Source organism: Prevotella sp. P3-92 (genome assembly GCF_002251205.1).
Taxonomy (GTDB): Bacteria; Bacteroidota; Bacteroidia; order Bacteroidales; family Bacteroidaceae; genus Prevotella.
Genome location: NZ_NPJE01000024.1, coordinates 22059 through 46189 on the forward strand (window position 1 = coordinate 22059; position 24131 = coordinate 46189).

18 protein-coding genes and 1 riboswitch are annotated in these 24131 nt (G+C 48.5%); of the genes, 11 read left to right on the forward strand and 7 right to left on the reverse strand.

The annotated features are described in order from the left end of the window. Window positions 1–23: 23 nt before the first annotated feature. From CIK93_RS04010 to CIK93_RS04055, 10 genes are all read left to right on the forward strand, one after another. Window positions 24–1253 (forward strand): glycosyltransferase, encoded by a 1230-nt coding sequence (locus tag CIK93_RS04010; RefSeq protein ID WP_094446655.1) that lies wholly within the window; start codon window positions 24–26, stop codon window positions 1251–1253. A gap of 63 nt (window positions 1254–1316) precedes the next feature. Continuing rightward, complete coding sequence (locus CIK93_RS04015) at window positions 1317–2420, forward strand: hypothetical protein (RefSeq protein WP_094446656.1); 1104 nt, start codon at window positions 1317–1319, stop codon at window positions 2418–2420. After that, window positions 2417–4411, forward strand: coding sequence for a fructose-1,6-bisphosphatase (locus CIK93_RS04020; RefSeq protein WP_094446657.1), 1995 nt, complete (start codon window positions 2417–2419; stop codon window positions 4409–4411). Before CIK93_RS04015 ends, CIK93_RS04020 begins: the two co-directional genes overlap by 4 nt. A gap of 11 nt (window positions 4412–4422) precedes the next feature. Further along, on the forward strand, window positions 4423–4773 hold the full coding sequence (locus CIK93_RS04025) for a 2-amino-4-hydroxy-6-hydroxymethyldihydropteridine diphosphokinase (protein ID WP_094446658.1): 351 nt from the start codon (window positions 4423–4425) through the stop codon (window positions 4771–4773). Further along, window positions 4770–5999: a M64 family metallopeptidase gene (locus tag CIK93_RS04030; protein WP_094446659.1), complete on the forward strand. Its 1230-nt coding sequence runs from the start codon at window positions 4770–4772 to the stop codon at window positions 5997–5999. The genes CIK93_RS04025 and CIK93_RS04030 overlap by 4 nt, the downstream gene beginning before the upstream one ends. Window positions 6000–6128: 129 nt before the next feature. Further along, window positions 6129–6227: riboswitch (TPP riboswitch) on the forward strand. Window positions 6228–6321: 94 nt separating this feature from the next. Continuing rightward, window positions 6322–7137 (forward strand): bifunctional hydroxymethylpyrimidine kinase/phosphomethylpyrimidine kinase, encoded by an 816-nt coding sequence (gene thiD / locus CIK93_RS04035; protein WP_094434013.1) that lies wholly within the window; start codon window positions 6322–6324, stop codon window positions 7135–7137. Then, window positions 7134–7763 (forward strand): thiamine phosphate synthase, encoded by a 630-nt coding sequence (locus tag CIK93_RS04040; protein ID WP_094433967.1) that lies wholly within the window; start codon window positions 7134–7136, stop codon window positions 7761–7763. The genes thiD and CIK93_RS04040 overlap by 4 nt, the downstream gene beginning before the upstream one ends. Before the next feature lie 15 nt (window positions 7764–7778). Beyond that, window positions 7779–9362 carry a phosphomethylpyrimidine synthase ThiC gene (gene thiC / locus CIK93_RS04045; RefSeq protein WP_094391070.1) on the forward strand — a complete coding sequence of 528 codons (1584 nt, stop codon included), beginning with the start codon at window positions 7779–7781 and terminating at the stop codon, window positions 9360–9362. Between the two features lie 32 nt (window positions 9363–9394). After that, window positions 9395–10168 (forward strand): sulfide-dependent adenosine diphosphate thiazole synthase, encoded by a 774-nt coding sequence (locus CIK93_RS04050; protein WP_094391071.1) that lies wholly within the window; start codon window positions 9395–9397, stop codon window positions 10166–10168. A 24-nt stretch (window positions 10169–10192) separates the two neighbouring features. Next, complete coding sequence (locus CIK93_RS04055; protein ID WP_094438892.1) at window positions 10193–10780, forward strand: thiamine phosphate synthase; 588 nt, start codon at window positions 10193–10195, stop codon at window positions 10778–10780. Between the two features lie 92 nt (window positions 10781–10872). Here CIK93_RS04055 and CIK93_RS04060 read toward each other — a convergent pair whose 3' ends face one another. Continuing rightward, window positions 10873–11769: a DMT family transporter gene (locus CIK93_RS04060; protein ID WP_158214809.1), complete on the reverse strand. Its 897-nt coding sequence runs from the start codon at window positions 11767–11769 to the stop codon at window positions 10873–10875. 216 nt (window positions 11770–11985) lie between these two features. Here CIK93_RS04060 and CIK93_RS04065 point away from each other — a divergent pair, with 216 nt between their 5' ends. Beyond that, window positions 11986–12894, forward strand: coding sequence for a cation diffusion facilitator family transporter (locus CIK93_RS04065; RefSeq protein ID WP_094446676.1), 909 nt, complete (start codon window positions 11986–11988; stop codon window positions 12892–12894). A gap of 101 nt (window positions 12895–12995) precedes the next feature. On the opposite strand, the gene CIK93_RS04070 is transcribed toward CIK93_RS04065, so the two are convergent. From CIK93_RS04070 to CIK93_RS04100, 6 genes are all read right to left on the reverse strand, one after another. After that, window positions 12996–14174: an MFS transporter gene (locus CIK93_RS04070; protein WP_094446661.1), complete on the reverse strand. Its 1179-nt coding sequence runs from the start codon at window positions 14172–14174 to the stop codon at window positions 12996–12998. A gap of 1708 nt (window positions 14175–15882) precedes the next feature. Continuing rightward, on the reverse strand, window positions 15883–17382 hold the full coding sequence (locus CIK93_RS04075; protein ID WP_254046659.1) for a glycoside hydrolase family 43 protein: 1500 nt from the start codon (window positions 17380–17382) through the stop codon (window positions 15883–15885). 44 nt (window positions 17383–17426) lie between these two features. Further along, a complete protein-coding gene (locus tag CIK93_RS04080) occupies window positions 17427–18866 on the reverse strand; it encodes a DUF1593 domain-containing protein (RefSeq protein WP_094446662.1) in 1440 nt (479 codons plus the stop codon). Window positions 18867–19238: 372 nt separating this feature from the next. Further along, a complete protein-coding gene (gene crcB, locus CIK93_RS04090; RefSeq protein ID WP_094391793.1) occupies window positions 19239–19610 on the reverse strand; it encodes a fluoride efflux transporter CrcB in 372 nt (123 codons plus the stop codon). Window positions 19611–19621: 11 nt separating this feature from the next. After that, entirely contained in the window at window positions 19622–21763 is a 2142-nt protein-coding gene (locus tag CIK93_RS04095) for a M3 family metallopeptidase (RefSeq protein WP_371327183.1), read from the reverse strand. Between the two features lie 21 nt (window positions 21764–21784). Further along, window positions 21785–23986 (reverse strand): S9 family peptidase, encoded by a 2202-nt coding sequence (locus CIK93_RS04100; RefSeq protein ID WP_094446663.1) that lies wholly within the window; start codon window positions 23984–23986, stop codon window positions 21785–21787. Between the last annotated feature and the right edge of the window lie 145 nt (window positions 23987–24131).

Genomic DNA, 24131 nt, shown 5'->3' on the forward strand with positions numbered 1-24131 from the left:
AACACTCTCATCATCAAAGGACTATGACTATCACATTCGACTATTTCTCTATTGCAATATCTGTTTTCCTATTGCTGTTGGCCCTCATCTCTCCTTGGTTCAGCAGCATGGCAAGACGTCCCCGTATCAAAATGGCTGACGACATACAGAATGCCTCGGAGAACGATGTCGATGAAAGCACCTGCAATAGTGATTCTACAGAGACGACGGAGGTTCATACCCCAACAGGGGCAACCTCCGCACTACCGTTTGTTTCCATTGTCCTGGCCGTACACGACAATGCCTGTGAATTGGAAGAAAGACTGCCCCAACTCTTGGAACAACAGTACCGGGGAAAATGGGAGGTCATCATTGTCGATGAATCATCAACGGATGATACACAAGACGTGCTTACGCGTGCAAAAGCTAAATATCCACGGCTCTACACCACTTTCATTCCCGAATCAAGCCATTACATCAGTCGCAGGAAACTCTCGCTTACCATGGCCGTCAAGGCCTCAAAGGGCGATTGGATTTTGATAACCGACATAGACTGCAAACCCACAGGCAACCGCTGGTTGGCAACCATGGCGGAACACGCAACCGACGACAAAGACCTGGTCATGGGCTACACCAGTTATGATGCCGACACTCCTGCCTATTGGCGCTATGACCGCCTCAACACGCTGTGTTACCAACTGCATCGCATCAAAAACGGAATTGCCTATCGTAACATCGGCTGCAATCTGATGTTCCGTAAATCAGACTTTATCCAACAAAAGGGATTTCTCCACAACCTGGTTCATCTTCGGGGAGAATACGACTTCATTGTCAACGAGATGGCAACACCAGACCGCACCGCTTTTGTCTATGATTTTCAAGCGCAGCTCTGTCAGCGTTGCCCTGCTGACAAGACGTGGCTTTACGACCATCTCTACTATTTAGAGAGTCGCACGCTGATGAAGCGCGGATTACGACATCGACTGCTCTGCAACACCGACCAATGGATGCTCCATCTGGGATGGCTGCTTCCCATGGCAGCGCTTGCCTATGCCATATCCGCATCAAACCTCGTCGTGACCGTTGCTGCCACCGTAGCCCTTCTGCTGACATTGGTAACACGACTGACCATCTTCCTCAGCACCTGCAGACAGTTTGACGAACACATCTCCTGGTGGAAGGCACCATGGCTTGAAGTGCGAACCATCTGGCAAAACGCATGGTTGATGTGGCGGCATCGGCGAGCCGACCGCTTTGATTTTATCCGAAAATAATTTCAGAGAAGCACACACAGCCTATTATCACAATTTTCAAACTTCACATCAAGTTTACGTCTCATGAATATCCTACACTACTTCGACAAGACAGACAGCATGACCGACCAATATATCGCCATGCTGTCAAGAGTGTCTTCACATGAGACTGCGATGTTCTTCGCCACAGACTGCCAGGAGGCGCTGAAAATACTCCAGATGGCAGACATCAACATCCTCCACATACACGGATGCTGGCGTACATCGACTGCCAGACTTTTTACCAAAGCTCGCACCAAGGCCATTCGCTTGGTCGTCTCTCCCCACGGACAGCTGGAACCTTGGTTTTTCAACCAGCGGTATTGGAAAGAGAAGCTCCCTAAAGCCTTACTGTTCCAACGCCGTATCATCAGTCAGGCATATGCCATCGTTGTGGAGGGAGCCATGGAAGAAGAGTGTCTGCGCAAACTAAACTGGAACAAACGCATCATCATTGTGCGCAACCCCATTATCACCTGTTCCATCACAGCCGAAGAAACACTCCGACAACTGACACAGATCTACCGACGCATCATGGACAGCAATACCATCGAACTGATGCAACCGGAAACCTTGTCAACACTCCGACTGGCCATCAAGGCTGGAATCACCCAAGATATCCGCTGGCTTAATCTGCCGGCATCACACACGCCGCCACACCTTGACGAAGAAGGGTGGCGCCAGATCCGCTGTTATGCACAGCAGGAGCAAATTGAACAGCTGATAGACAGAGGACTTCGTATCCTGCAATGCGATTGCCCTCACATCGACGAAATGAAGTCGCACCCCTTCTTTCCCGACCACTACCAACCGTCAAAGGGAATAGAAGAAACCATCGGAATGAGTTTCACCAGCGAAAACAAACGACTGATAGAAACCTTCCGACTGTTGCATCGTCTCATATCCCGTAACAAACTAACTGTCTGTCACCTATGCGAACTCGACAAAGAATTACGCGAACACGACTGCAACGAAGAGAAACTCACAGAGAGTTTAGAAGAACTCCGGCTGCTGAAAAGCGCCAGACGCCTGATGCAGGTCATGGTTGAGGAAACCGGCTTCGACGAAGGATTCATGCCATTCCCCCCACTCAACGACCGCGTCACCAGAAACATAGAACGACAAATCAAAAACCATCTGAAGATATGACGAAAGAATCCGTTACCCTCCGTCGCGACATGCACTATTTGCAACTCCTGTCCAACAGTTTCCCTACTGTTGCGGCAGCATCGACGGAAATCATTAACCTTGAAGCAATACTCAATCTCCCCAAGGGCACAGAACACTTCCTTGCCGACTTACACGGTGAGAGCGAGGCTTTCCAGCATGTTTTGAAAAACGCATCTGGAAATATCAAGCGTAAGGTGGGCGAACTCTTTGCCGGCGACATCCGCGACAAAGAACAGCGAGAACTGTGCACGCTCATCTATTATCCCGAACAGAAAATCGAACTCATCAAAGCCGCTGAATCCGATCTGGAGGACTGGTACCATATCACCATCCATCGGTTGGTGGCTGTTTGCCGCGACGTCAGCAGCAAATACACACGTTCTAAGGTTAGAAAATCGCTGCCTCCCGATTTCTCTTACATCATCGAAGAACTGCTTCATGAGCGTACCGACGATACTGACAAGGCTGCCTACGTCACCGTGATTGTAGATACGATTATTTCTACAGGACGTGCCGACGACTTCATCATCGCCCTCTGCCACGTCATCCAGCGACTCGCCATCGACCAATTACACATCCTGGGCGACATCTTCGACCGAGGCCCCGGTGCCCACATCATCCTCGACACCATGCGCCATTACCATTCCTGGGACATCCAGTGGGGCAACCACGATATTCTATGGATGGGCGCTGCTGCCGGCAACGATGCCTGTATCTGCAATGTGCTGCGCCTTTCGTTGCGCTACGCCAACTTAGCCACTCTCGAAGAGGGCTACGGCATCAACCTCGTACCATTGGCAACCTTTGCCATGGAGACCTACGGCGACGATCCCTGCAAAGAGTTCAAACCCAAACTTCTGAAAGGTTCCCACCTCGATGAAAAGACCATGCGCCTCACGGCATTGATGCACAAGGCCATCACCGTCATACAGTTCAAGACAGAAGCTACCATCTTCAAGCGCCGCACTGAATGGGCAATGCAGGACCGTTGCCTGCTCGAAGCGATTGACTATGCTCACGCCACCTGCACCATCGGCGACACCGCTTACCCCATGACTTCCTGCCTCTTCCCCACTATCGTATCAGGTCCCGACTGTCAACCGACATTCGAACTGACTCCCGAAGAGACACAGTTGATGGAGAAGCTCCACCACTCGTTTCAAGTCAGCGAGAAGCTCCACAAGCACGTCAAGATGCTCCTGTCACATGGTTGCATGTACAATATCAGCAACCACAACCTGCTGTTTCACGCCTCCTGTCCGCTCAATGCTGACGGTTCGCTGAAGAGCGTTGCACTCTATCATGGAGAGCATTACAGCGGTATGGAACTGATGACACGCTTGGGCATGCTCATCCGTTCTGCATTCAATAGCGATACAGATCCGGAACTTCGTCAGTACGCCATCGACTATTTCCTCTATCTTTGGTGTGGTAAAGACTCACCCTTGTTTGACAAATCCAAAATGGCTACGTTTGAGCGTTATTTCCTTACTGACTGCGAGACCTATAAAGAGGAGAAAGGCTACTATTTCCAGTTGCGCGACTCCGAAGAAGTCTGCGACCGCATCCTTGATGCATTCGGTGTGGCAGGCCCCAACCGCCACATCATTAACGGCCACGTTCCAGTCCATGCCTCCAAAGGTGAGAACCCCATCAAAGCCAATGGCAAACTGATGGTCATCGATGGAGGATTCTCCGAGGCGTATCATAGCGAGACAGGTATTGCGGGCTACACCTTGGTCTATCACTCACGTGGATTCCAGTTGGTTCAACACGAACCCTTCACAAGTGCTTCCGATGCTATCAGAAAAGGTTCCGACATCAAGTCAACAACCCAGTTGGTCGAACTCTCCACCCATCGCATGCATGTGGCAGATACCGACAAGGGTGACGAACTGCGTGCACAGATTGACGACCTCCGACAGCTGCTCTATGCCTACCGTCATGGTTTTGTGAAAGAAAAGAAATAGTGCCCTACCCTATGGCAACAGTAATCATCTCGCTCGGTTCCAACCATCGGCAGGCCGCCCACATCCAGTGGGCGTCACAATGGCTGCAGACTATGCTGACCGACACCACATGCAGTCGCCTCTTATGGACTACCGACATCAAAGGCAGCGGCATCATGTATATGAACCGCTTGATCAAAGGCACGACCGACTTGTCTGCCGACTCCCTCAACGCGTTGCTTAAGGCTGCAGAACAGCGTTGCGGCCGACAGGGAAGTCGGGTGTCTGTCGATCTCGACCTCATGCAGTACGACCAACAGCGGCTGCACCTTCGCGACTGGCCTCGTCCTTATATCCAACAACTAATCAATGACATCTTATGAAACGTTACGTCTCATTCCTTGTCCTGCTCATGACCGCCATCTGTCTGCAGGCACAAGATTTCCAACAGTTCTTCAACGACAGCACCCTGCGCCTCGACTACATCTTTGCCGGTGACAAGAAGAGCCAGCATATCTACCTCGACCAACTCCACAAGAGTGCCGGATGGTACGGTCGGCGTCATCATCTCGACCAACTGCCTTTAGAAGGCAACGGCGACATCACCATGAAAGATGCAGCCACAGGAACCGTCATCTACCGCCACTCCTTCTCCACCCTCTTTCAGGAATGGCTCTCTACTGCCGAAGCACGGCAGACCAGTCGGTCATTTGAAAACGTATTCCTCGTTCCCTACCCCCGCCAAGCTGTAGAGATCACCGTCACCCTGCGCGACTATCATGCCCGCACCATGGCATCGATGACCCATCGTGTCAATCCCACCGACATCCTCATCCGTCGCCAGCACCAACAGAGCCATTACACCACGATTCATGCTGCTGCCGACACCGCCCGATGCATCCATGTGGCTTTTGTTGCCGAGGGCTACACCATCGGACAGATGGATCAGTATCTTGCCGACTGCCGTGCAGCCACCGAGGCGCTGTTTCGCCACGAACCATTCAAGCAACTGCAAGATCGTTTCAATATCATCGCCATCCAATCGCCTTCCCATGATACAGACGTCAGTCAACCCGGTAAGAACATCTGGCTCGACACCGCCCTGGGAAGCCATTTCGACACCTTCTATTCCACACGCTACCTGACCACCCTGCACCTCAAGCGCCTTCACGACCTGTTGGCAGGAACACCATACGAACATATCATTATCCTGGCGAATACAGCCCACTATGGCGGCGGAGGCGTCTACAATTCCTACAACCTCTGTTACACGCGTGGCCAACAGTTCCTTCCTGTGGTGGTTCATGAATTCGGTCACTCCTTTGGCGGCCTTGGCGACGAATATCCCTACGGTGACGACGACCCCATGTATTTTGCCGATACCGAACCCTGGGAACCCAACCTCACCACCCACACCACGCATCCTGCCAAATGGCAGAAACTCATCGATGAAGGACGCGCCTCGCTGGTAGAGGGTGGCGGCTATCTCACCCATGGCGTATGGCGCGGACAGGAAGATTGTCGTATGCGCACCAACGAGCACCCCGACTTCTGTCCCGTCTGCCAAGAAGCCCTCACCCGCCTCATCAAGTTCTATACCGAAAAATAAACCGGAGCTGGTTTCCGTCCGACAGCGATCCAACACCCATTGGGTCGCTGTCGGTGTGAATAAATCTTAAATAACAGACCATCATCATCATTATCTGTAATTTTTCACTACCTTTGTATCATACTTACAAGAAGAAATAAGGGGTGCGTCACGATTGTGTTGCTGAGATTATACCCATAGAACCTGATGCAGGTAATGCTGCCGAAGGGATTGCTTCTTTTTTCTCACCTTGATGGTTCAGGCAGAAATCCAGAAGCTGTTTCTATTCCGTATCGTCTTTGAAAGTACGTCAGCAGATGTACCTCAGAAAAATGAAAACAAAATGAGGTATATTAGCGTACTGACCATAGCAGGATCCGACAGTTGCGGTGGAGCCGGCATCCAGGCAGACCTCAAGACCATGTCGGCCTTGGGCATTTATGCCGCTACCGCCATCACATCCGTCACCGTTCAGAACACCACTGGCGTGCAGGCGGTACAAGCCATCCGTCCAGACATCGTAGCCGGACAGATCAAGGCGGTCATGGACGACATCGCCCCAAAGGTAATCAAGGTGGGAATGGTCAATAATGCAGAGATCATCCGTGCCATTGCCGACACCCTCTCCCCTTATCCCCATGCCACATTGGTGATCGACCCCGTTATGGTTTCTACGAGCGGGGCGCTACTCATGCAACCCCATGCGGTTGAGGCGTTCTGCCAACGCCTCCTCCCCCTATGCACCCTGCTGACTCCCAACATCCCCGAAGCCGAAGTCCTCTCCCACACCTCCATCCGCAGCATAGACGACACAGAACGTGCCGCCCGCCACATTCTGCAACTCGGTTGCAGGGCGGTACTCATCAAGGGCGGACATCTGGAAGGACAGGCCAAGACCGACGTACTCTACCAAGCCGACACCCCTCCGTTGTCATTCTCCCATCCCACCGTTACTACACGCAACACCCACGGCACGGGTTGCACCCTATCCTCCGCCATTGCCTCATTTATCGCCCGTGGCTCATCCCTTCCCGAGGCGATACAACAGGCCAAGTGCTACCTGTCCTCTGCCATAGAAGCCGGCAAGGATGTCAGCATAGGAAGGGGCAACGGCCCAGTAAACCATTTGTTTAACCCAGAAAAGCTAATCATACAATGATACAGTTTATTACACACACCAACGACCGTTACGACTACGTAGAAGGAGCACGCCTCGCCTTGGCAGGCGGATGTCGCTGGATCCAGCTCCGCATGAAAGACGCGCCGAAAGATACGTTCATGGCGGCAGCCACAGCCATCGGCCAACTCTGTAAGACATGTCATGCCACATTCATCCTCGACGACCATGCAGAATGGGTACAGGAGGCAGGTGCCGACGGCGTACATCTCGGCAAGAACGATATGCCCGTGAGTGAGGCACGCAAACTCCTGGGCAGCCGATATGTCATCGGCGGCACCGCCAACACCTTCGACGATGTCGAACGACTCTACCGCGATGGAGCCGACTACATCGGCTGCGGTCCGTTCCGCTTCACCACCACCAAACAAAAACTGTCCCCCATCCTCGGTGCAGACGGTTACCGCCGTATTGTCAGTCAGATGAAGCTCCACCACATCACCATCCCTATCGTAGCCATTGGCGGCATTTTGTCCTCCGACATCCCTGACGTCATGGCAACTGGAGTCAGCGGTATTGCCGTAAGCGGCGCCATCCTCAATGCCGACAGTCCTGTGGAAGAGATGCAACGTTTCATCCGTCTTACAGAGAAAGAAATAGCCAAATAACTCAATATAAAAGAAATGGAAACAAAAATCAAGATCAATTATCCATCTTCCGAGAAAGTCTATCTGCAAGGAAAACGCTATCCGGAACTGCGCGTGGGTATGAGAAAGGTAAACCTCACCCCCACCGTCACTTTCAAGGGCGATGTGCGCCATGAAGAAGCCAATGCCCCCGTCTATGTCTATGACACCAGCGGACCGTACAGCGACCCCGATATGGCTATCGACCTGAAACAGGGACTCCCTAAATTGCGTCAACCGTGGATTGACGGTCGCAAGGCGGGAGAGACACAGATGTACTTCGCCAAACAGGGCATCATCACGCAAGAGATGGAGTATGTGGCAATACGCGAGAACATGAACTGCGAGGAATTGGGCATTACCACCCACATCACCCCGGAATTTGTCTGCAAGGAGATTGCTGAGGGACGTGCCGTAATCCCAGCCAACCGCAAGCATCCCGAAAGCGAGCCGATGATTATCGGTACAAATTTCCTGGTGAAGATCAATACCAATATCGGTAATTCCGCCACCACATCGGGCATCGAGGAAGAGGTGGAAAAGGCCGTATGGAGTTGCAAATGGGGCGGCGACACGCTGATGGACCTTTCCACGGGAAAAGACATCCACGAAACGCGCGAATGGATTCTGCGCAACTGCCCTGTTCCCGTAGGTACCGTACCGATGTATCAGGCTTTTGAGAAGGTCAACGGCAAGGCAGAAGACCTGACGTGGGAGATTTTCCGCGATACGCTCATCGAGCAGTGCGAACAGGGTGTGGACTATTTCACCATCCATTGCGGCATCCGTCTGAAGAACATCCATCTTGCCGACACCCGTCTGACGGGTATTGTCAGTCGCGGAGGCAGTATCATCTCCAAATGGTGTAAGGTACACCAGAAAGAGAGTTTCCTCTACGAGCACTTCGATGACATCTGCGACATCTGTGCCCAGTACGATGTAGCCATCTCCCTTGGTGACGGCCTCCGTCCCGGTTCTACCTACGATGCCAACGACGCGGCGCAGTTTGCCGAACTCGACACCATGGGTGAACTCGTAGAGCGTGCTTGGGCCAAACACGTACAGGCATTCATCGAAGGTCCCGGTCATGTTCCCATGCATAAGATCAAGGAGAATATGGAGCGCCAAATCGAGAAATGCCACGGAGCACCCTTCTACACCCTCGGTCCGCTCGTCACCGATATTGCCCCCGCCTACGACCACATCACCTCTGCCATCGGCGCCTCGATGATCGGATGGTACGGCACCGCCATGCTCTGCTACGTCACCCCTAAGGAGCACCTTGCCCTCCCCGACAAAGACGATGTGCGCACTGGTGTTGTAACCTATAAGATTGCCGCCCATGCTGCCGACCTTGCCAAGGGTCATCCCGGTGCCACCGTCCGCGACAATGCGCTGAGCAAGGCACGCTACGACTTCCGTTGGAAAGACCAGTTCAACCTCTCGTTAGATCCCGAACGCGCCCTGGAATACTACAAGGCAAGCAATTCCGTCGATGCCAACTACTGCACCATGTGTGGCCCTAATTTCTGCGCAGCACGCATCAGCCATTCCCTAAAGAGCTGCGAAGAAGAAAAGTAACAAATCTATAACCCAATAAACAACAACAAACAATGATTGAAACACAAGTATCAAAAGGTATCATCAGTACCTATTTCGACAAACTCCAACGTAATCTGAATCTCGACGTAGCCATTGTGGGCGGAGGCCCCTCAGGCATCGTCGCCGCCTATTACCTCGCCAAGGCAGGTCTCCGTGTAGCCCAGTTCGACCGCAAGTTGTCTCCTGGTGGCGGTATGTGGGGAGGCGCAATGATGTTCAACCAGATTGTCATTCAGGAAGAAGCCATGCACATCGTCAAGGACTTCGACATCAACTATCAGGCCTTTGAAGACGGACTCTACACCATCGACTCCGTAGAGAGCACATCTGCCCTGCTCTACCACGCCGTTCATGCCGGTGCCACCATCTTCAACTGCTATTCGGTAGAAGACGTCATCTTCAAAAACAATGTTGTCAGTGGTGTTGTGGTCAACTGGACTCCAGTACTCCGTGAGGGCCTCCATGTTGACCCGCTCAATATCATGGCGAAATGCGTTATCGACGGCACAGGTCACGACAGCGAGATGTGTAAGGTCGTTGCCCGCAAAAACGGCATCAGCCTCGACACAGCCACCGGCGGTGTTATCGGCGAGCGTTCCCTCGACGTAATAGAAGGCGAGCGCATGGTCGTAGAAGGCACCCGTGAGATCTACCCCGGCCTCTACGTCTGCGGCATGGCATCGTCTGCAGTGGCAGGCACTCCTCGCATGGGGCCTATTTTCGGTGGCATGCTGATGTCAGGAAAGCGCGTTGCCGACCAGATCATCGAGAAACTCAAGAAATAACCATCCATCTTCATCCTGCAACCTATGAAATGGATTGTCATCACCTCTCCTGACTTTCTGCCGGGAGAGGTTTCTACCATCGACACCCTCTTCCGCAGCGGTATCGACCTGCTCCATGTGCGCAAGCCCACCGCCTCGGCAGACGCCGTCAGACAGTTTCTTGCCACCGTTCCTACTCAGTGGCTTGATCGCATCGTGCTCCACGACCATTTCCACCTTGTCGAAGAGTTTCCCCTCCACGGCATTCACCTCAACCGTCGCAATCCCCAGTCCCCCGCCGCCTTCCACGGCAGCCTTTCCGCTTCGTGCCACAGTCTTGCAGAGGTAGCAGAGCGCAAGACCCAGTGCGACTACGTATTTCTCAGTCCCATCTTCAACAGCATTTCCAAGACCGGTTACCACGCCGCATTCCAGGAGTCCGTCCTGCGGCAAGCCGCCCATTCTGGCATCATCGACCATCAGGTAGTAGCCTTAGGTGGAGTCACCGCCCGCCATCTCCCATACCTCAAGTCCCACCATTTCGGTGGTGCCGCATTCTTAGGCGACATCTGGCAGCGCACCACTCACCCCTCCTTCACCGCCTATCTGCAACAGATCTCGCAAGAGATCTAATGTCTCACAGATTTTCATGTTGGTACTTCCGAGGTTTTTGTTAAGAAAAAAGTCCGTAATCCGTGTGAGATATTAAAAATCCGTGTAACACATTACTTTCGTATGAGCTTGAGTTTCTGTGGGTTGATAGTCAGAATAGCAACGGCAACGAGAATCAGCATCCCACCGACAACACCAATAAATCCCAAGGGCTCACCCAGTATCACAACACCAACCACCATGGCAGTCAGCGGTTCAAAAGCACCAAGAATAGCCACGATCGTACTGTCGATGAGTTTCAGCGAAACAGTCACGCAGATATTACTTATTGCCGTAGGAATCAAACCTAAGAGCGCCAGGTCAAGCCAGCAACTGCTGTCAGGAACTTCTTCCACCCCACCGTTGGTCATCAGACTATAGGCAATCAGTAGCCACATACCCGTGAAAAACACATAAAAGGTGAGTTTTAGACTCGCGATGTGCTTCACTTTCAATCGAGGCACAAGGATGAGATAGATACCATACGCCAGTCCAGACGCCAATCCCAATAGGAGACCAATCATCGAGAAGGTGCCATCTCCAGAAAACACACCAGTCATCATCATCACACCCAGAGAGGCTAACAAAATACTAGAGGTGAGTTTGATGGAGAACTTATCACCGAGAAATGCCAGTCCGATGAGTGCACACCAGATAGGGTCGGTATAAACCAAAGCCGTTGCAATACCCGACGACAGATACTTGTAACATTCAAGTGTTGCGAGGGCTGTGGTAATATAGAAGATGGCAAGCAACACGATACGCAGCAGTTCTGACAGACTCACACGCATATTCGTCTTACGCAACAGGAGAATGGCAAGCATGGCTGCCGAACCAAACAGAAAACGATATACCAGGATGCTAACATTATCCATTCCTGCAGCAATAACAGGAATTGAAAACAAAGGTATCATTCCAAACGATACACCAGAAATGATACCATTAACCACACCGCGTAACTGACTATTCATATGCTTTGTACAAAAGAGCTGCAAAAGTACATGATTTTTTTTGAAACACAAAACATTCTGCATCAAATTTCCATTAAACCTTCATGACTGATTCAGGCCATACCCTAACCATTGTAAAATACATCAAAAAGTAATAGGCAGAAGGCTTGGCTGTCTAAGAAAAAAATAGTATTTTTGCAGCCCGTGATTGACGGTCAACCAAACGATAAAAGAAAAATGGCAAGCAAAACAAAAAAAGATTCTCGCGAACGCCGAATCTATCAAGTAACCCTCATGGGCAGCGTGGTCAATATGGTGTTGCTATTGGCAAAATTCGCAGCTGGCATTTTCTGCCATTCCGCAGCCATGATAGCCGATGCCGTACACTCGCTAAGCGATTTCCTTACCGATATCGTAGTGATAGTCATGGTCAGGCTAAGTAGCAAACCTGCCGACAAAGACCACGACTATGGACATGGAAAGTACGAAACCATTGCCTCGTCGATAGTAGGAATGGCGTTGATGCTTGTAGCCATCCTGCTGGCATGGAACGGCATCATGAAGATCATTGACGCCATCCACGGCAAACAGTTAGAAGTCCCAGGAGTGTTAGCATTCTTTGCTGCCATCGTCAGTATTGTTGCCAAAGAAATCGTATTCCGCCTGACGCGCCAAACTGCACGTGCTGTCAAATCACAAGCCCTTGAAGCCAATGCCTGGCACCATCGTAGCGATGCCCTTTCGTCAATCGGCACAGCCATAGGTATTGGAGGAGCCATCATGCTTGGTCAGCAATGGGCAGTCCTCGACCCCATTGCCGCTGTTGTAGTGAGCTTCATGATCTTCTATGCCGCCTTTCGCATTTTGCGTCAGGCATCAGGAGAACTCTTAGAAGAAAGTCTTCCTGAATCCGTAGAACAAAAGATTTGCGACATCGTCTATCGTGATCCGTTGGCAAGCGACATCCACCAACTCTACACGCGTCGTATAGGCAATAATATCGCCATCGAAATGCATCTGCGTTTACCAGGCGACCTCAAGCTCTCCGATGCCCATCAGCATGCCTCCTCCATCGAACGGGCCATCCGAGCTGAGTTTGGTGCCGACACCCACATTATGCTGCATATTGAACCAACAAAAGATTAGTTCTGATCTATGATTTTCGTTAAAGATTATATTTCCGTCTAAATTCCGATGATTGATTTCTGGCCACAGGCCATATTTTTATTAAAGATTTCCTCCAGGATTTAAATTCTCCTTCCATTAAAACATGTTATGCAGAGCGAAATTACAGCCAAGACGACTCCAACCGCACACACACCCATCCATCCCTCACGCATCCAAGCCAATCCGGCACAATAGGTGCCAAGAGAACCACCGATAAAATAGGTAGTCATGAAGATGGTATTGGCCCTGTTTGAAGCATGAGGCACCTCCTGAATGCAACCAATTTGATTGCTTAGCTGCAGACATTGCAAACCAATATCCACCAAGATGATAGCCACCACAAGTCCCATAAAAGTATCACCAAACAGATAGGCCGTAGCCCACGCCACCAGTTGCAGGCAAGCCCCATAAACACTCATCTTTCTTATGCCCCATTGGTTCACGAGCTTGCCCACACCGCTTGCCGCTATGGCACCAGCGATACCACACAATCCCAATGTTCCAACCATCTCGCTACCAGAGAAGAACGGCGCTTCAGCCAACCGGAAGGCAAGACACGACCAAATAGCCATCATACTGCCGAAACTGAAAGCGGCACGTATGGCATAAAGCCGTATGCGCCCGTTGCTCTTAACCATATCAAACACGCTAACCATCAATCCCCTGTATGAGCCCACATAGTTGCTTTTTATCTGCGGCATAATCTTGAGCGTAAGCACCATACACAGCACCATCACCAGAGCTGCGATGACAAACATCTCGCGCCAGCCAAGCCATTCACCGACGTAACCGCTAACCACCCTCGAAGCGAGAATACCCGTCAGCAGTCCCGACAGAACGACCCCCATATTCCTACTTTTGTTCTCCTTCTTAGAATATTGTCCTGCTATAGGTATGAAAAACTGCGGAATGACAGAGCAGGCGCCCAATAGCAGAGACGCCCCCCATATCATCCATACCCGATGGGCAACAGCAATGACGACCGCCATCACGGCAGCCACCGTCATATTCACAACAATGATGAGTCGGCGCGAGTAGAGGTCGCCCATAGGAATCAGGAAACACAAGCCAAGCGCATAGCCTATCTGCGTGACAACAGTTATGAGGTTTGCCTCATGTTGGCTCACCCCAATATCGTGACGTATCATCTCCAGCAGAGGCTGGTTGTAGTAGCAATTAGCCACAGTCAGTCCCGCAATAACAGCCATTGTGATCAACAGGCTGCGCGCTATACCTTCATTCTCTTTCAGTTGTTTCATTTCTATTTTGCTTATATTTTGCCATGTCAGAAAATTCACTTTTCTTACTGTCGCGAAACAAGCAAATCAAGCTCTGACATGACAAAAGTACAAATAAAATCTCACACCCCCCACTCCTTTTGCAGGAATATTTTCTATTGCTGTGCATTGGATGCCCCTTTTATCTCATCCGCTGTCATCCGTATGCGGTTTAGGAAACTGTTATATTGTAAGGCTTGAAATGGATATCATTGACCTGTTTCCATGACATTCTAACCCCCGCCATTGCTTGATAGGTTACTAACGCCCCGAATGGGGCAAAATTTTCATAGCCTAGGGTAATACCCTGGGTGTGTGGATTATTTGGCCTAAGTCCTGTAAGTACAAAAGTAATTCAGTTCTGCTCATTTGGCTTAACGTTAGGAGCCAGAAAGCTGCCTTTCCCATCAAGTTGAGCAGTTTCTCGTCGAATTTTCGATAGTTTCTCGCTATTTTCTCGACCGACATTCGTTGCTCTTTCGTTCGTTTTTCGCTTGTTCCTCGTTCGGTCCTCGTTCGGTCTTCGATAGACTAACGAATAAGCAACGAGAGACGAACGAGAGACGAACGAGGACCTAACGAGAACCCAACGAGAACCGAACGAGAAGTTATCGAGAACTGGTCGGGTGTAAATCGAAGAACCATGGTCCTTCTGTTGTAACCAGTTTGAGGTGCTTAGAGTTACATTTGTAAACATAATTGCGAATTTTTAATTGATAAGACTTGTGGGTTATTGCAAAGGCCTCATCCTTGTTTTGGAAATCAACCTTGGGTTCGCGTGCAAAGATACAATATCACACCCCCCGTTGTCAACCCTTTAGTCTGGATTTTAATTTTATTTAACCAATAATTTAGATTTTTTAATGTTATAGAGACAAAATCCCATCAAAAACCACACCTTTTAGATGAGAAACAACAGTTTATCAAGGTGCCGTGTATTCCGTGGATCATAAAAAATCCGAGTAACTGGTCAGAACAAGACATGAGATGTGAAATTGGTAGTAAATGCTGTGTTTTAGCGCATGGCGTTCTCACGACTGGCGATTGGCGTTATCGTGACAGGCGATTGGCGTTCTCTCCCCCAGCGATTGACGTTCTCTCCAACAGAGAGCGACATTACCATTAATTTCCACAAGACTATAATCTATTATTTTCCACAAATACCTGGGCAACAAAAAGTTCTCGCTTTGGCAAGCGGCCTCAGCGTTATAGTTAACATTTTTCATAAACGATTTTGAATTTCAAGCGTTATAATATAACAGTTTCCAAAAAGCAAAACGCACACGGATGGCAATGGCGTTCACGGATTTAATAGTTGAAAACTCCGGAAATAAGCAGACGATGACAACCTCGGAAGGTATACCATCGCCTATAGATATTGAATTCTTGGAATTAAACGTCAATCCCTAACGTAACGATAGGTGGTTAGCCCACAATACGGCTAACCAGCTATTATATATAAAGTGTAACCTGTTCGAATTATCATATTAAGTCGTTGGATTTATGAACACCGGACTGATTGATGAAAAGATCCACCAATTTTGTATTGATGTAGAATGACACGGGGACTGGTCTATGTCATCAACCCCAAGCGTTACAATATAACAATATAACAGTTTCCTAAAACGATTTTTAAAGGAGGGTGCATCATAATGGGCAATGCACCCTCCTTGTCATCTGCTGGAAGGTATCATTTGAACTTCCATTCGTCGAATGTGATATTGTTTCCTTTTAGGACAAAACAGAGGTCCATTGTACCTGTCATATTCTTTTGAAGTTGGGATTCTATGAGTTTCATTTGCGGGGTACCGACTTTGATTGAAGCTATGACTTCTCCGTCCGGCCTATCCCGGCGGACTTCTATGATTCCGTTTCCGGATGCCTTAATTTCCAGACTGGAAGGTACTTTGTTGAATGCCACACCTCTGACAGCAATGATGCCAGTCTTGTTGGGAACGGTAACGGCATACATGTCCCCGATGCTTTTTCCATTTGTGAACTTGACACCTTGTGTGGCTGCTGTGGTTTCAGCCTGCTGGATGATGAACGGATTCATAGGCTGTATCTGTTTTGCGCCTTTCAGAGTCTGATTACCCATGTGGATATTCACAGTATTCTCGTCAACTTGTATTTCATCGACACAAACATTACGATAACCAGCTGTTGTATTGAAACTATGTTGCAAACTCATTGTATGATAGAATACATACCATTTCCCACGGAATTTGTTTAGATGTGTATGATTGTTGCTGTAGTCATATCCATAATCTCCAGGGTTTTTCATATAGTTGTGCTGGTATTTCCAACTTTTGGTTACCAGCGGAGTTTTGCTAGTCATGTAACTCATGCAACAGGTGGTTGGTTTCTCTGTCTGGAGAGGCCAGTCGCTAAAATCTTGCCAATCTATGTTATAAGTATAAACGTATGTGCCGTTGATGTAGTTTAATTCGTTAGCTTCGAAATGATGGGGAGCCCTAATGGGCTTTATCGGGCCATCCACACTAATCATGTCTTTTCCCAAACGCATAATACGAGCACATCCTCCGCCTACTGTCAGCCAACCTCTTCCTTTGTCATCGATGACTACACCCGGATCGAAAGCGGCTTTGCATTCTCCTGCTATGCCTGGAGTGTTTGTGTCTACCAAACTATGATTCAGCGGGCTTGACCATGGTCCTATGGGGGATGTGGATGTCAGCACTGCGGTTCCATCACCGCTATTGGAGAAATAGAGGTAGAAGTGAGTCTTGCCGTCCGCTTCCTCACGTTTTGCGATCGACGGTGCCCATGATGTTTTTATCCATGGGGCAATGCTGTCTGTTTTAATAATTCCGTGATAGGTCCAGTTTGTCATGTCATCGGAAGACATCATCACCAGAGATTTGATGTATTCGTAGGAGTTTTTTCCGTAACCGCCTATTGAATCATATTGTTGCTGATCGTTTGTTGCGTACACATAAATTCTGCCATTATATTCTACTGCAGTTGGATCCGCTGTAAACATAAAATCCAGCAGGGGATTTCCATCTCCTGTGGTGAGTTTAGGGGAAACGTCCGGCATGGTTACATAAGGCACGGAATCATTTTGCAAGGACGGATTTTCTCCGGCCTGCGCATTTTGCTGGTGAGATATCAAACATGCAGCAATGACCATTGATAAAACGGAGGTCTGGATGTTTTTCTTTTTCATTGTATAATTGGTTTAAAATAGTAATATGTTCGTTTACTGGCGTGTCATCGTTTTGGGCGGATGATGACCCTTCTGTAACTCGTCAGTGCAGGAGTTCCATTGTCTGTCACTTCACAGATTATATGCAGTTCTTTTCCTGCCGCATCTTGGGGGATACGTAGAAAGGCTTTAGCTTTGTCTGCCTCTCTGATACTTACCGTTGAGGTGTAAGTACCCGCTTCCGGCATTATCCACCAATGAAAAGTCAGTTTATCTTTATCCGGGTCCGCAGATTCTGAAGCGTTTAACTGGAGTTCCTCTTCTGTTTTTGGTTCAATTATAATCGGACTCAATCCCTTTTTACCGTTTACGATGACTATCGGGTTACGGTTTCCTTTGCCGTATGCAGCCCAATCCATACGTGCTACGAAGTTGGCGAATATTGCGGGATAGAAGTATTTTTCATATTTCTCCGATATGCATTTGACTGCTGGATCTGCATTTGTGTAGCATGTTGTCAGACTGTCTGGTGACAGTCCCCATCGGAAATAGCCACCCCAACCTGCCTGGCTACATACGGTCGGATCGTTTAATCCATTGGGGGTTACATGTAGGAAAGAAGGAGTGTCGCCTTCCACTCCGTATTTGTTTTTCGGATATATTTTCCCTAGATTCCCGTGATTTTGTATATGAGTTGCGTATTCGTTCCAATTCTGGCTTCCTATGGCGTTCTGCACGATCCAGGCACTGTCGTCCCAGAAAAAGCGGATATCCTTGCCACAAGTCTTGCGGATCCATTGATGAGAACTGAAGGCATAATCCACAGGGGGGCCTCCGCATACATCTTGGTCTGTAATTGTATAAACACACAACTTATTCACAAACTTTCTAACTTCCATTTCGCTTCGTTCCTGCTTGACAGTCCATATCGCTTGAGCCAGTGTATTTGCACCGCCCCAAACCAAGACCCATAAGGGACGGTCGTCCTTTTCGTCAACTAAGTCGATAATCATTTTGCTACCTTGTGAGCGATTCTTCTCTCCAAGTTTGGCTACGCCTAAATCTCTGCTGCCAAATGCAGTCCTGCTACGCAAATAGGCAACACTTGGCCAATAGCCCAACGTTTGTTTGCCAGCTTCCTTTTCTACTGGCAGAAAACCCTTTTGTCCGGATCGTTTCATTAGATTCGGTAGATCCTTCTCGTAGGCATTAATTACTTTCTGCATGTTTTCCATCCATTCGTCCGGATAACTTCTCCCGCAGTTGTTCCATCCTCCTGTCGCAATCAGTCCCTCTATTTCATAAAGGTCAGCATGGACCAGCAGGCGGACCATTGATTCCATGTCATCGGGTTCAATGTCTGTCGGTGCAATATCCGTCAGTACGACAATCCGTGGTTTCAGGGAGGAATCCGCAATTGTTTTCGCTGCAGTTTGCATTGAGCCTAGAAGCAAGGTGCCCAGCACTCCAGCGATTCCCCATTGTAGTTTAGTAGCATGTCCCATTGTCCATAATTTCGCAACACTATTATTAATTAAACTTTTTAAGCACCTGGGCAACAAAAATTCTTGAACAAGTCAAACGGCAGAGCCGAGCGGCCCAGAATTTTGCCATGTCGAAGAATTCACTTATTTTAGTGTTGCAAAAATAAACAAGAGAATCCGACGATAGACTTAGCAAAGTTACAAATTAAATTTGGAAACTCACTCCTTTTGGAGGGAAATTTTCGGGTCATGGAGCAATTTGACTCCACATTGTCTTCTTTAATCGACTCAACCCTCGGTTTTAGGTATAGATCGGTCCATTTCATGGCACCTTTTCTCGCCATGGCAGAATTAAAGCGAGCTTTATTCTGCTCATCTGGCTTAATGAATAGTCTATAATTTACTTGCCAGCCAATAACCTACGATAACCGCTATAAGTCCACAGATAAGACTTAATACCATATAAAGTAGCGTTAAGGATTGTTGGCCATCTCGTGCTAAAAGCAAATTCTCGTTCATAAAGGTACTGAATGTGGTAAAACCGCCACAAAAGCCAGTAACCAACAATAGCTTAGCATTTGGCGAGAGATGTCCCCCTATTGCACATCCTGAAAGAATGCCGATAAGGAAACATCCCAATACATTGACGATGAAAGTTCCCATTGGGAAAGTGAAGGCAAGCCATTGGCTTGTAAACTTCGATACAAGATATCGAAGTCCACCGCCAAAAAAGCTTCCTACACATACCAATAATAATTGTTTCATAGCAGAATCTATCAAAGTCCTCTTGCCTTCAGCAAGCCTGAAGCATCTGGCTGTTGCATACCGGTAAAGTCTGTAAACATCAACATCTGGTCTTTGGTATTGCCTCTGCTGAGAATCTTGTCACGGAAAGCCTGACCTACGGCAGGATTCAAAGCACCATGCTTGGCAAAATAGTCAGCTACATTTACTGCCAGCACCTCTGTCCACAGATAACTGTAATAACCTGCTGCATATCCTCCACCCCATACGTGGTTGAAATACGAGGTGATGTAACGAGGCGGTATTTGGTTGTTGAGCAATCCCACTTGCTGCAACGCCTGTCTTTCAAACTCCTGGGCTTTATCGGCAGTAGGAATCTCTTGCTGGCCGATGTGGTGCCAAGCCATATCAAGACAAGTGGCAGCGAGATTCTCTCCCAAGGCATAGGCTGCATGGAAACTGATGGATTTCAACATACGCTCTTTAAGTGCCTCAGGCATTGGTTCTCCTGTCTGTGTATGGCGCGCGAAATGGTCGAACACTTCGGGTACTGTGGCAAATGACTCATTAAACTGTGAAGGCATTTCTACGAAATCGCGAGGTACGGCAGTTCCGGATAATGTGTTGTATTTGCAATCAGAGAGTATGCCATGGAGAGCATGTCCAAACTCATGGAAGAGTGTGCAGACCTCATCCCAAGTGATGAGGGTAGGCTGACCGTCCGGTGCTTTGGCAAAGTTGCACACATTATAAATGACAGGCAATTGATGACGCAGTCCGCATTGTTTGGCAAAGGCACTCATCCACGCACCGCCACGCTTTGTGGGGCGACGGAAATAGTCGCTATAGAAGAGTGCAATGGGTTTTCCATCTTTGTCGATTACCTCAAAGACCTTCATGTCGGGATGGTAGGTCGGAATATCTTTGCGCTGCTTGAAAGTCAATCCATAGGCACGATGGGCTGCATAGAAAACGCCATTGACCTGTACGCTGTCGATATTAAAATAAGGCTTGATCTCATCTTCGGAAATGTTGAGTTGTTCTTTTTTCATTTTCGATGAGAAATAGAACCTGTCATAGGGTTGCAACTTAAAGTCGCTGCCCATAGTCTTTTTAGCATAGTCTTCTATCGCCTTCGTTTCCTGGTCTGCCTTTGGTGAATAATCAGCAATCAGCTGATGGAGGAAATTATATACATTGCCCGAATTTTTTGCCATGGCTTTTTCCAGAGAATAGTCAGCATAATTGTCGTAGCCCATCAATTTCGCCTTTTCAGCACGCAGTTTGGCTGTTTCAACAACAATAGAGAAAGTATTGAACTGAGGATTAGTACCATCTGCCCGGTGTATAGAAGCCTCATATACCCGACGTCGCACATCGCGATTGGCGAGGTTTGCCAGGATGGGCTGCTGTGTGGTATTGATGATCACAATACAATAAGGAGCCTTGCCTCCCCTACTCTGTGCATCTTTCTCACACTGTGCAATATCAGCCTCTGAGAGTCCAGCCAATTCGTCTTTGGTATTGATCCATACGACAGCATGATTGGTAGCATCAGACAAGAGTTTTCCCCATTGCTGACTGAGTTTTGAGAGTCGCATATTGATTTGCTTCATCCGCTCCATGTCGCTGGCAGAGAGCAGTGCGCCAGCCCTGACGAAGCCTTTATAAATGACTTCCAACAGTCTTGCATCTTCGCCCTTGAGCTGATTTTTCTCATGCTCATAGACATATTTTATGCGTTTGAAGAGTTCAGGATTGAATGTAATCTCATTTTCCAAATCAGCAAGAATCGGCGTCACCTTCTCTTCTGTATCGGCAATAACCTTTGTTTTGTGTGCGCTGGTCAGTCCGAAGAATACATTACTGATACGGTCAAGCAACACCCCACTCTCTTCATAGGGCAGGATTGTGTTTGCAAAGGTCGGTGTTTCCTTACTATTGACAATCTTCTTGATATTGTCGCGTTGAATTTTCACAGCTGCTTCAATAGCAGGCAAATAGTCTGCCTCGTTGATCACATTGAAATCGGGAGCGCCAAAAGGCAGTTTGCTTTCAATGAGCAAGGGGTTGACTCTTTCCGCTCCTGACATGGTGGTCATTGCAGAAGCTTCTGACATCAGTATGATGCCCGAAGCCAGTCCAATTGTCATAAATGTTTTGTTTAGTTTCATCATTGCCGATATATAAGAAGTTTATTTGAGTTCCTTATCGAAGAATTTCACACACTGGCGGAAGAGATGATTGCGTGTGTTTCCTCCTGCGATACTATGGTTGCGATTGGTATAAACCAATTGACTGAAATCTTTATCAGCCTGCACCAGAGCTTCTGTGTATTCTGCTGTATTTCTGAAGTGGACATTGTCGTCAGCCATTCCATGGCAGAGCAACAGACTGCCTTGCAACTGCGCAGCACGCTTGATGGGGTTGATATCGTAACCATTGGGATTCTCTTTCGGTGTACGCATGAATCGTTCGGTATAAATGGTGTCGTAATACTTCCAAGATGTTGGCGGGGCAATAGCAATACCTGCACGGAATACGCCACGTCCTTCAGACATAGACATCAACGTGTTGAAGCCTCCAAAGCTCCATCCCCAAATGGCCATGCGCTGCCCATCAACGTATTCCTGTTTTGCCAGCCACAAAGCCGCTTCCACCTGGTCATGTGATTCGAGTTCACCCATCTGCAGATATGTACACTTTTCAAATTCTGCACCCCTTGCACCTGTTCCGCGTCCATCAACACAGACACACAGATAGCCACGTTGCGCCAGATATTGTTCAAGCATGGCACCTTGACCTGCCATTCCCACTCCCCATGCATTCTTGACACTCTGACTACCGGGACCGCTATATTGGAACATGATGACCGGATATTTCTTCGACGGATTGAAATCTGCAGGTTTTACCATCCATCCATTGAGGTTGACTCCATCTGCTGTGGTCAGCGTGAAGAGTTCGCGTTTACCCAAATTCATGCTCTTCAACCAACCGTTGAGTTCTCGGTTATCTACAAGTGTCGAGAGAGTTTTCCCCCGTTGGTCGCAAAGTGAGAATACGGCAGGTGTATTGATATCGCTCCACTGGTTGATGAAGTACTTGAAGCCCTTGGCAAAGATGGCGCTGTTCCATCCTTTTTTGGGTGTCAGGCAATTGCGCTTTCCATTCGAGTGAGCCACATAGACCTGTTGTTCTACGGCACCCTGTTCGTGACTTGCGTAATAGACATCTCCTGTTGCATCATCCACGCCATACACATCTGCCACGTCATAATTTCCTGTTTCTACCTGACGCAGCAATTGTCCGTTGGTATTATAGAGATACAAATGCAACCATCCGTCACGCTGACTGGGCAGAAGGATGTAACGGTTTGTCACAACGAGACTTGAAACACACTCTTCCTTGACATATTTAGCGTCACGCTCTTCTATGAGCAGTTGGCAAAGGGTTGACAAGGGGTTGACCGCATAGATGCGCAGACAATCCTGATGGCGGTTGAGTGTTGTCACCATCACCTTGGAGGCATCCCCCATCTGCTTGATGCGAGGCACATAGCCATCAGCATCAATGGGTACTTGCAACTGGCGTGTCTGACGACTTGCAATATCAAAGCTCCACACCGAGGTTGTGGCATTGTCGGCACCAGCCACAGGATACTTGTAAGTATAAGCGCCAGGATACTCATCATACTGCTTGTATTCGGGATTCAGCCCTTTGAAGAGCGGCATGCTGTACTGTTTTACCTTACTCTCATCATATTTCACCCAGACCAGCACACGGCTGTCGGCTGTAAATATAATAGAGCGGTCGTTGGCAAACTCCTCCTCATTGACCCAGTCAGGGATTCCGTTGATGATGGCATTGCGCTTTCCGTCCTTCGTCACTTGCACCTCAGCATTATCATAGAGCAATTTGACCAGAAATATGTTGCCGTCACGCACAAAAGCCACCAATGATCCATCAGGTGAGAAAAGCGGAGTCTGCTGAGGTCCGTTTTTCGACAGGGGAACCATTCTGTTGCTTCCCATATTATACAAATAGTACTCTGCTTTGAACGAGTGGCGATAAATACTTTCCGTATGCGTCTGTATCAGCATCTGCCGACCGTTGGGGCTGACCATATAACCATCGATATAATCGACGCCGGCGGTTTTCACCACATCAAGGTCGAAAAGCACCGAAACGGTCTTTCCTGTTTTAAAGGAATGACTCTCTACCTTACGTCCGTCTGACGACAGTTGCGTATAAGTCTCACCATCTTGGGCAGTTTTCACCGCTCTGATGCCATCGCCGCGGTATTGCCATTTGCTGATTTCCGCAAGATTCAGATTACCTGCAAACATAGCGCTGACTAATGGAAATAATAGCACTGCAGTCCAAAAAAATCTCTTCATATCTTTTCATTGTTTTATGTTATGTATCTTTCTTGTTTTGATGTTGCGAAATTACAAAAATTCATTGTCATCACCAAATATCTTCATGTATTTTGTGGAAATGAATAGAAGATAAGGGCAACAAGTACAATTCAACAGACAAAAA

Bases quoted from the DNA above. Each gene is read 5' to 3' on its own strand.
- CIK93_RS04010 (WP_094446655.1), top strand. From the start codon at position 24: ATGACTATCACATTCGACTATTTCTCTATTGCAATATCTGTTTTCCTA.
- CIK93_RS04015 (WP_094446656.1), top strand. From the start codon at position 1,317: ATGAATATCCTACACTACTTCGACAAGACAGACAGCATGACCGACCAA.
- CIK93_RS04020 (WP_094446657.1), top strand. From the start codon at position 2,417: ATGACGAAAGAATCCGTTACCCTCCGTCGCGACATGCACTATTTGCAA.
- CIK93_RS04025 (WP_094446658.1), top strand. From the start codon at position 4,423: ATGGCAACAGTAATCATCTCGCTCGGTTCCAACCATCGGCAGGCCGCC.
- CIK93_RS04030 (WP_094446659.1), top strand. From the start codon at position 4,770: ATGAAACGTTACGTCTCATTCCTTGTCCTGCTCATGACCGCCATCTGT.
- thiD (WP_094434013.1), top strand. From the start codon at position 6,322: ATGAGGTATATTAGCGTACTGACCATAGCAGGATCCGACAGTTGCGGT.
- CIK93_RS04040 (WP_094433967.1), top strand. From the start codon at position 7,134: ATGATACAGTTTATTACACACACCAACGACCGTTACGACTACGTAGAA.
- thiC (WP_094391070.1), top strand. From the start codon at position 7,779: ATGGAAACAAAAATCAAGATCAATTATCCATCTTCCGAGAAAGTCTAT.
- CIK93_RS04050 (WP_094391071.1), top strand. From the start codon at position 9,395: ATGATTGAAACACAAGTATCAAAAGGTATCATCAGTACCTATTTCGAC.
- CIK93_RS04055 (WP_094438892.1), top strand. From the start codon at position 10,193: ATGAAATGGATTGTCATCACCTCTCCTGACTTTCTGCCGGGAGAGGTT.
- CIK93_RS04060 (WP_158214809.1), bottom strand. From the start codon at position 11,769: ATGAATAGTCAGTTACGCGGTGTGGTTAATGGTATCATTTCTGGTGTA.
- CIK93_RS04065 (WP_094446676.1), top strand. From the start codon at position 11,986: ATGGCAAGCAAAACAAAAAAAGATTCTCGCGAACGCCGAATCTATCAA.
- CIK93_RS04070 (WP_094446661.1), bottom strand. From the start codon at position 14,174: ATGAAACAACTGAAAGAGAATGAAGGTATAGCGCGCAGCCTGTTGATC.
- CIK93_RS04075 (WP_254046659.1), bottom strand. From the start codon at position 17,382: ATGAAAAAGAAAAACATCCAGACCTCCGTTTTATCAATGGTCATTGCT.
- CIK93_RS04080 (WP_094446662.1), bottom strand. From the start codon at position 18,866: ATGGGACATGCTACTAAACTACAATGGGGAATCGCTGGAGTGCTGGGC.
- crcB (WP_094391793.1), bottom strand. From the start codon at position 19,610: ATGAAACAATTATTATTGGTATGTGTAGGAAGCTTTTTTGGCGGTGGA.
- CIK93_RS04095 (WP_371327183.1), bottom strand. From the start codon at position 21,763: ATGAAACTAAACAAAACATTTATGACAATTGGACTGGCTTCGGGCATC.
- CIK93_RS04100 (WP_094446663.1), bottom strand. From the start codon at position 23,986: ATGAAGAGATTTTTTTGGACTGCAGTGCTATTATTTCCATTAGTCAGC.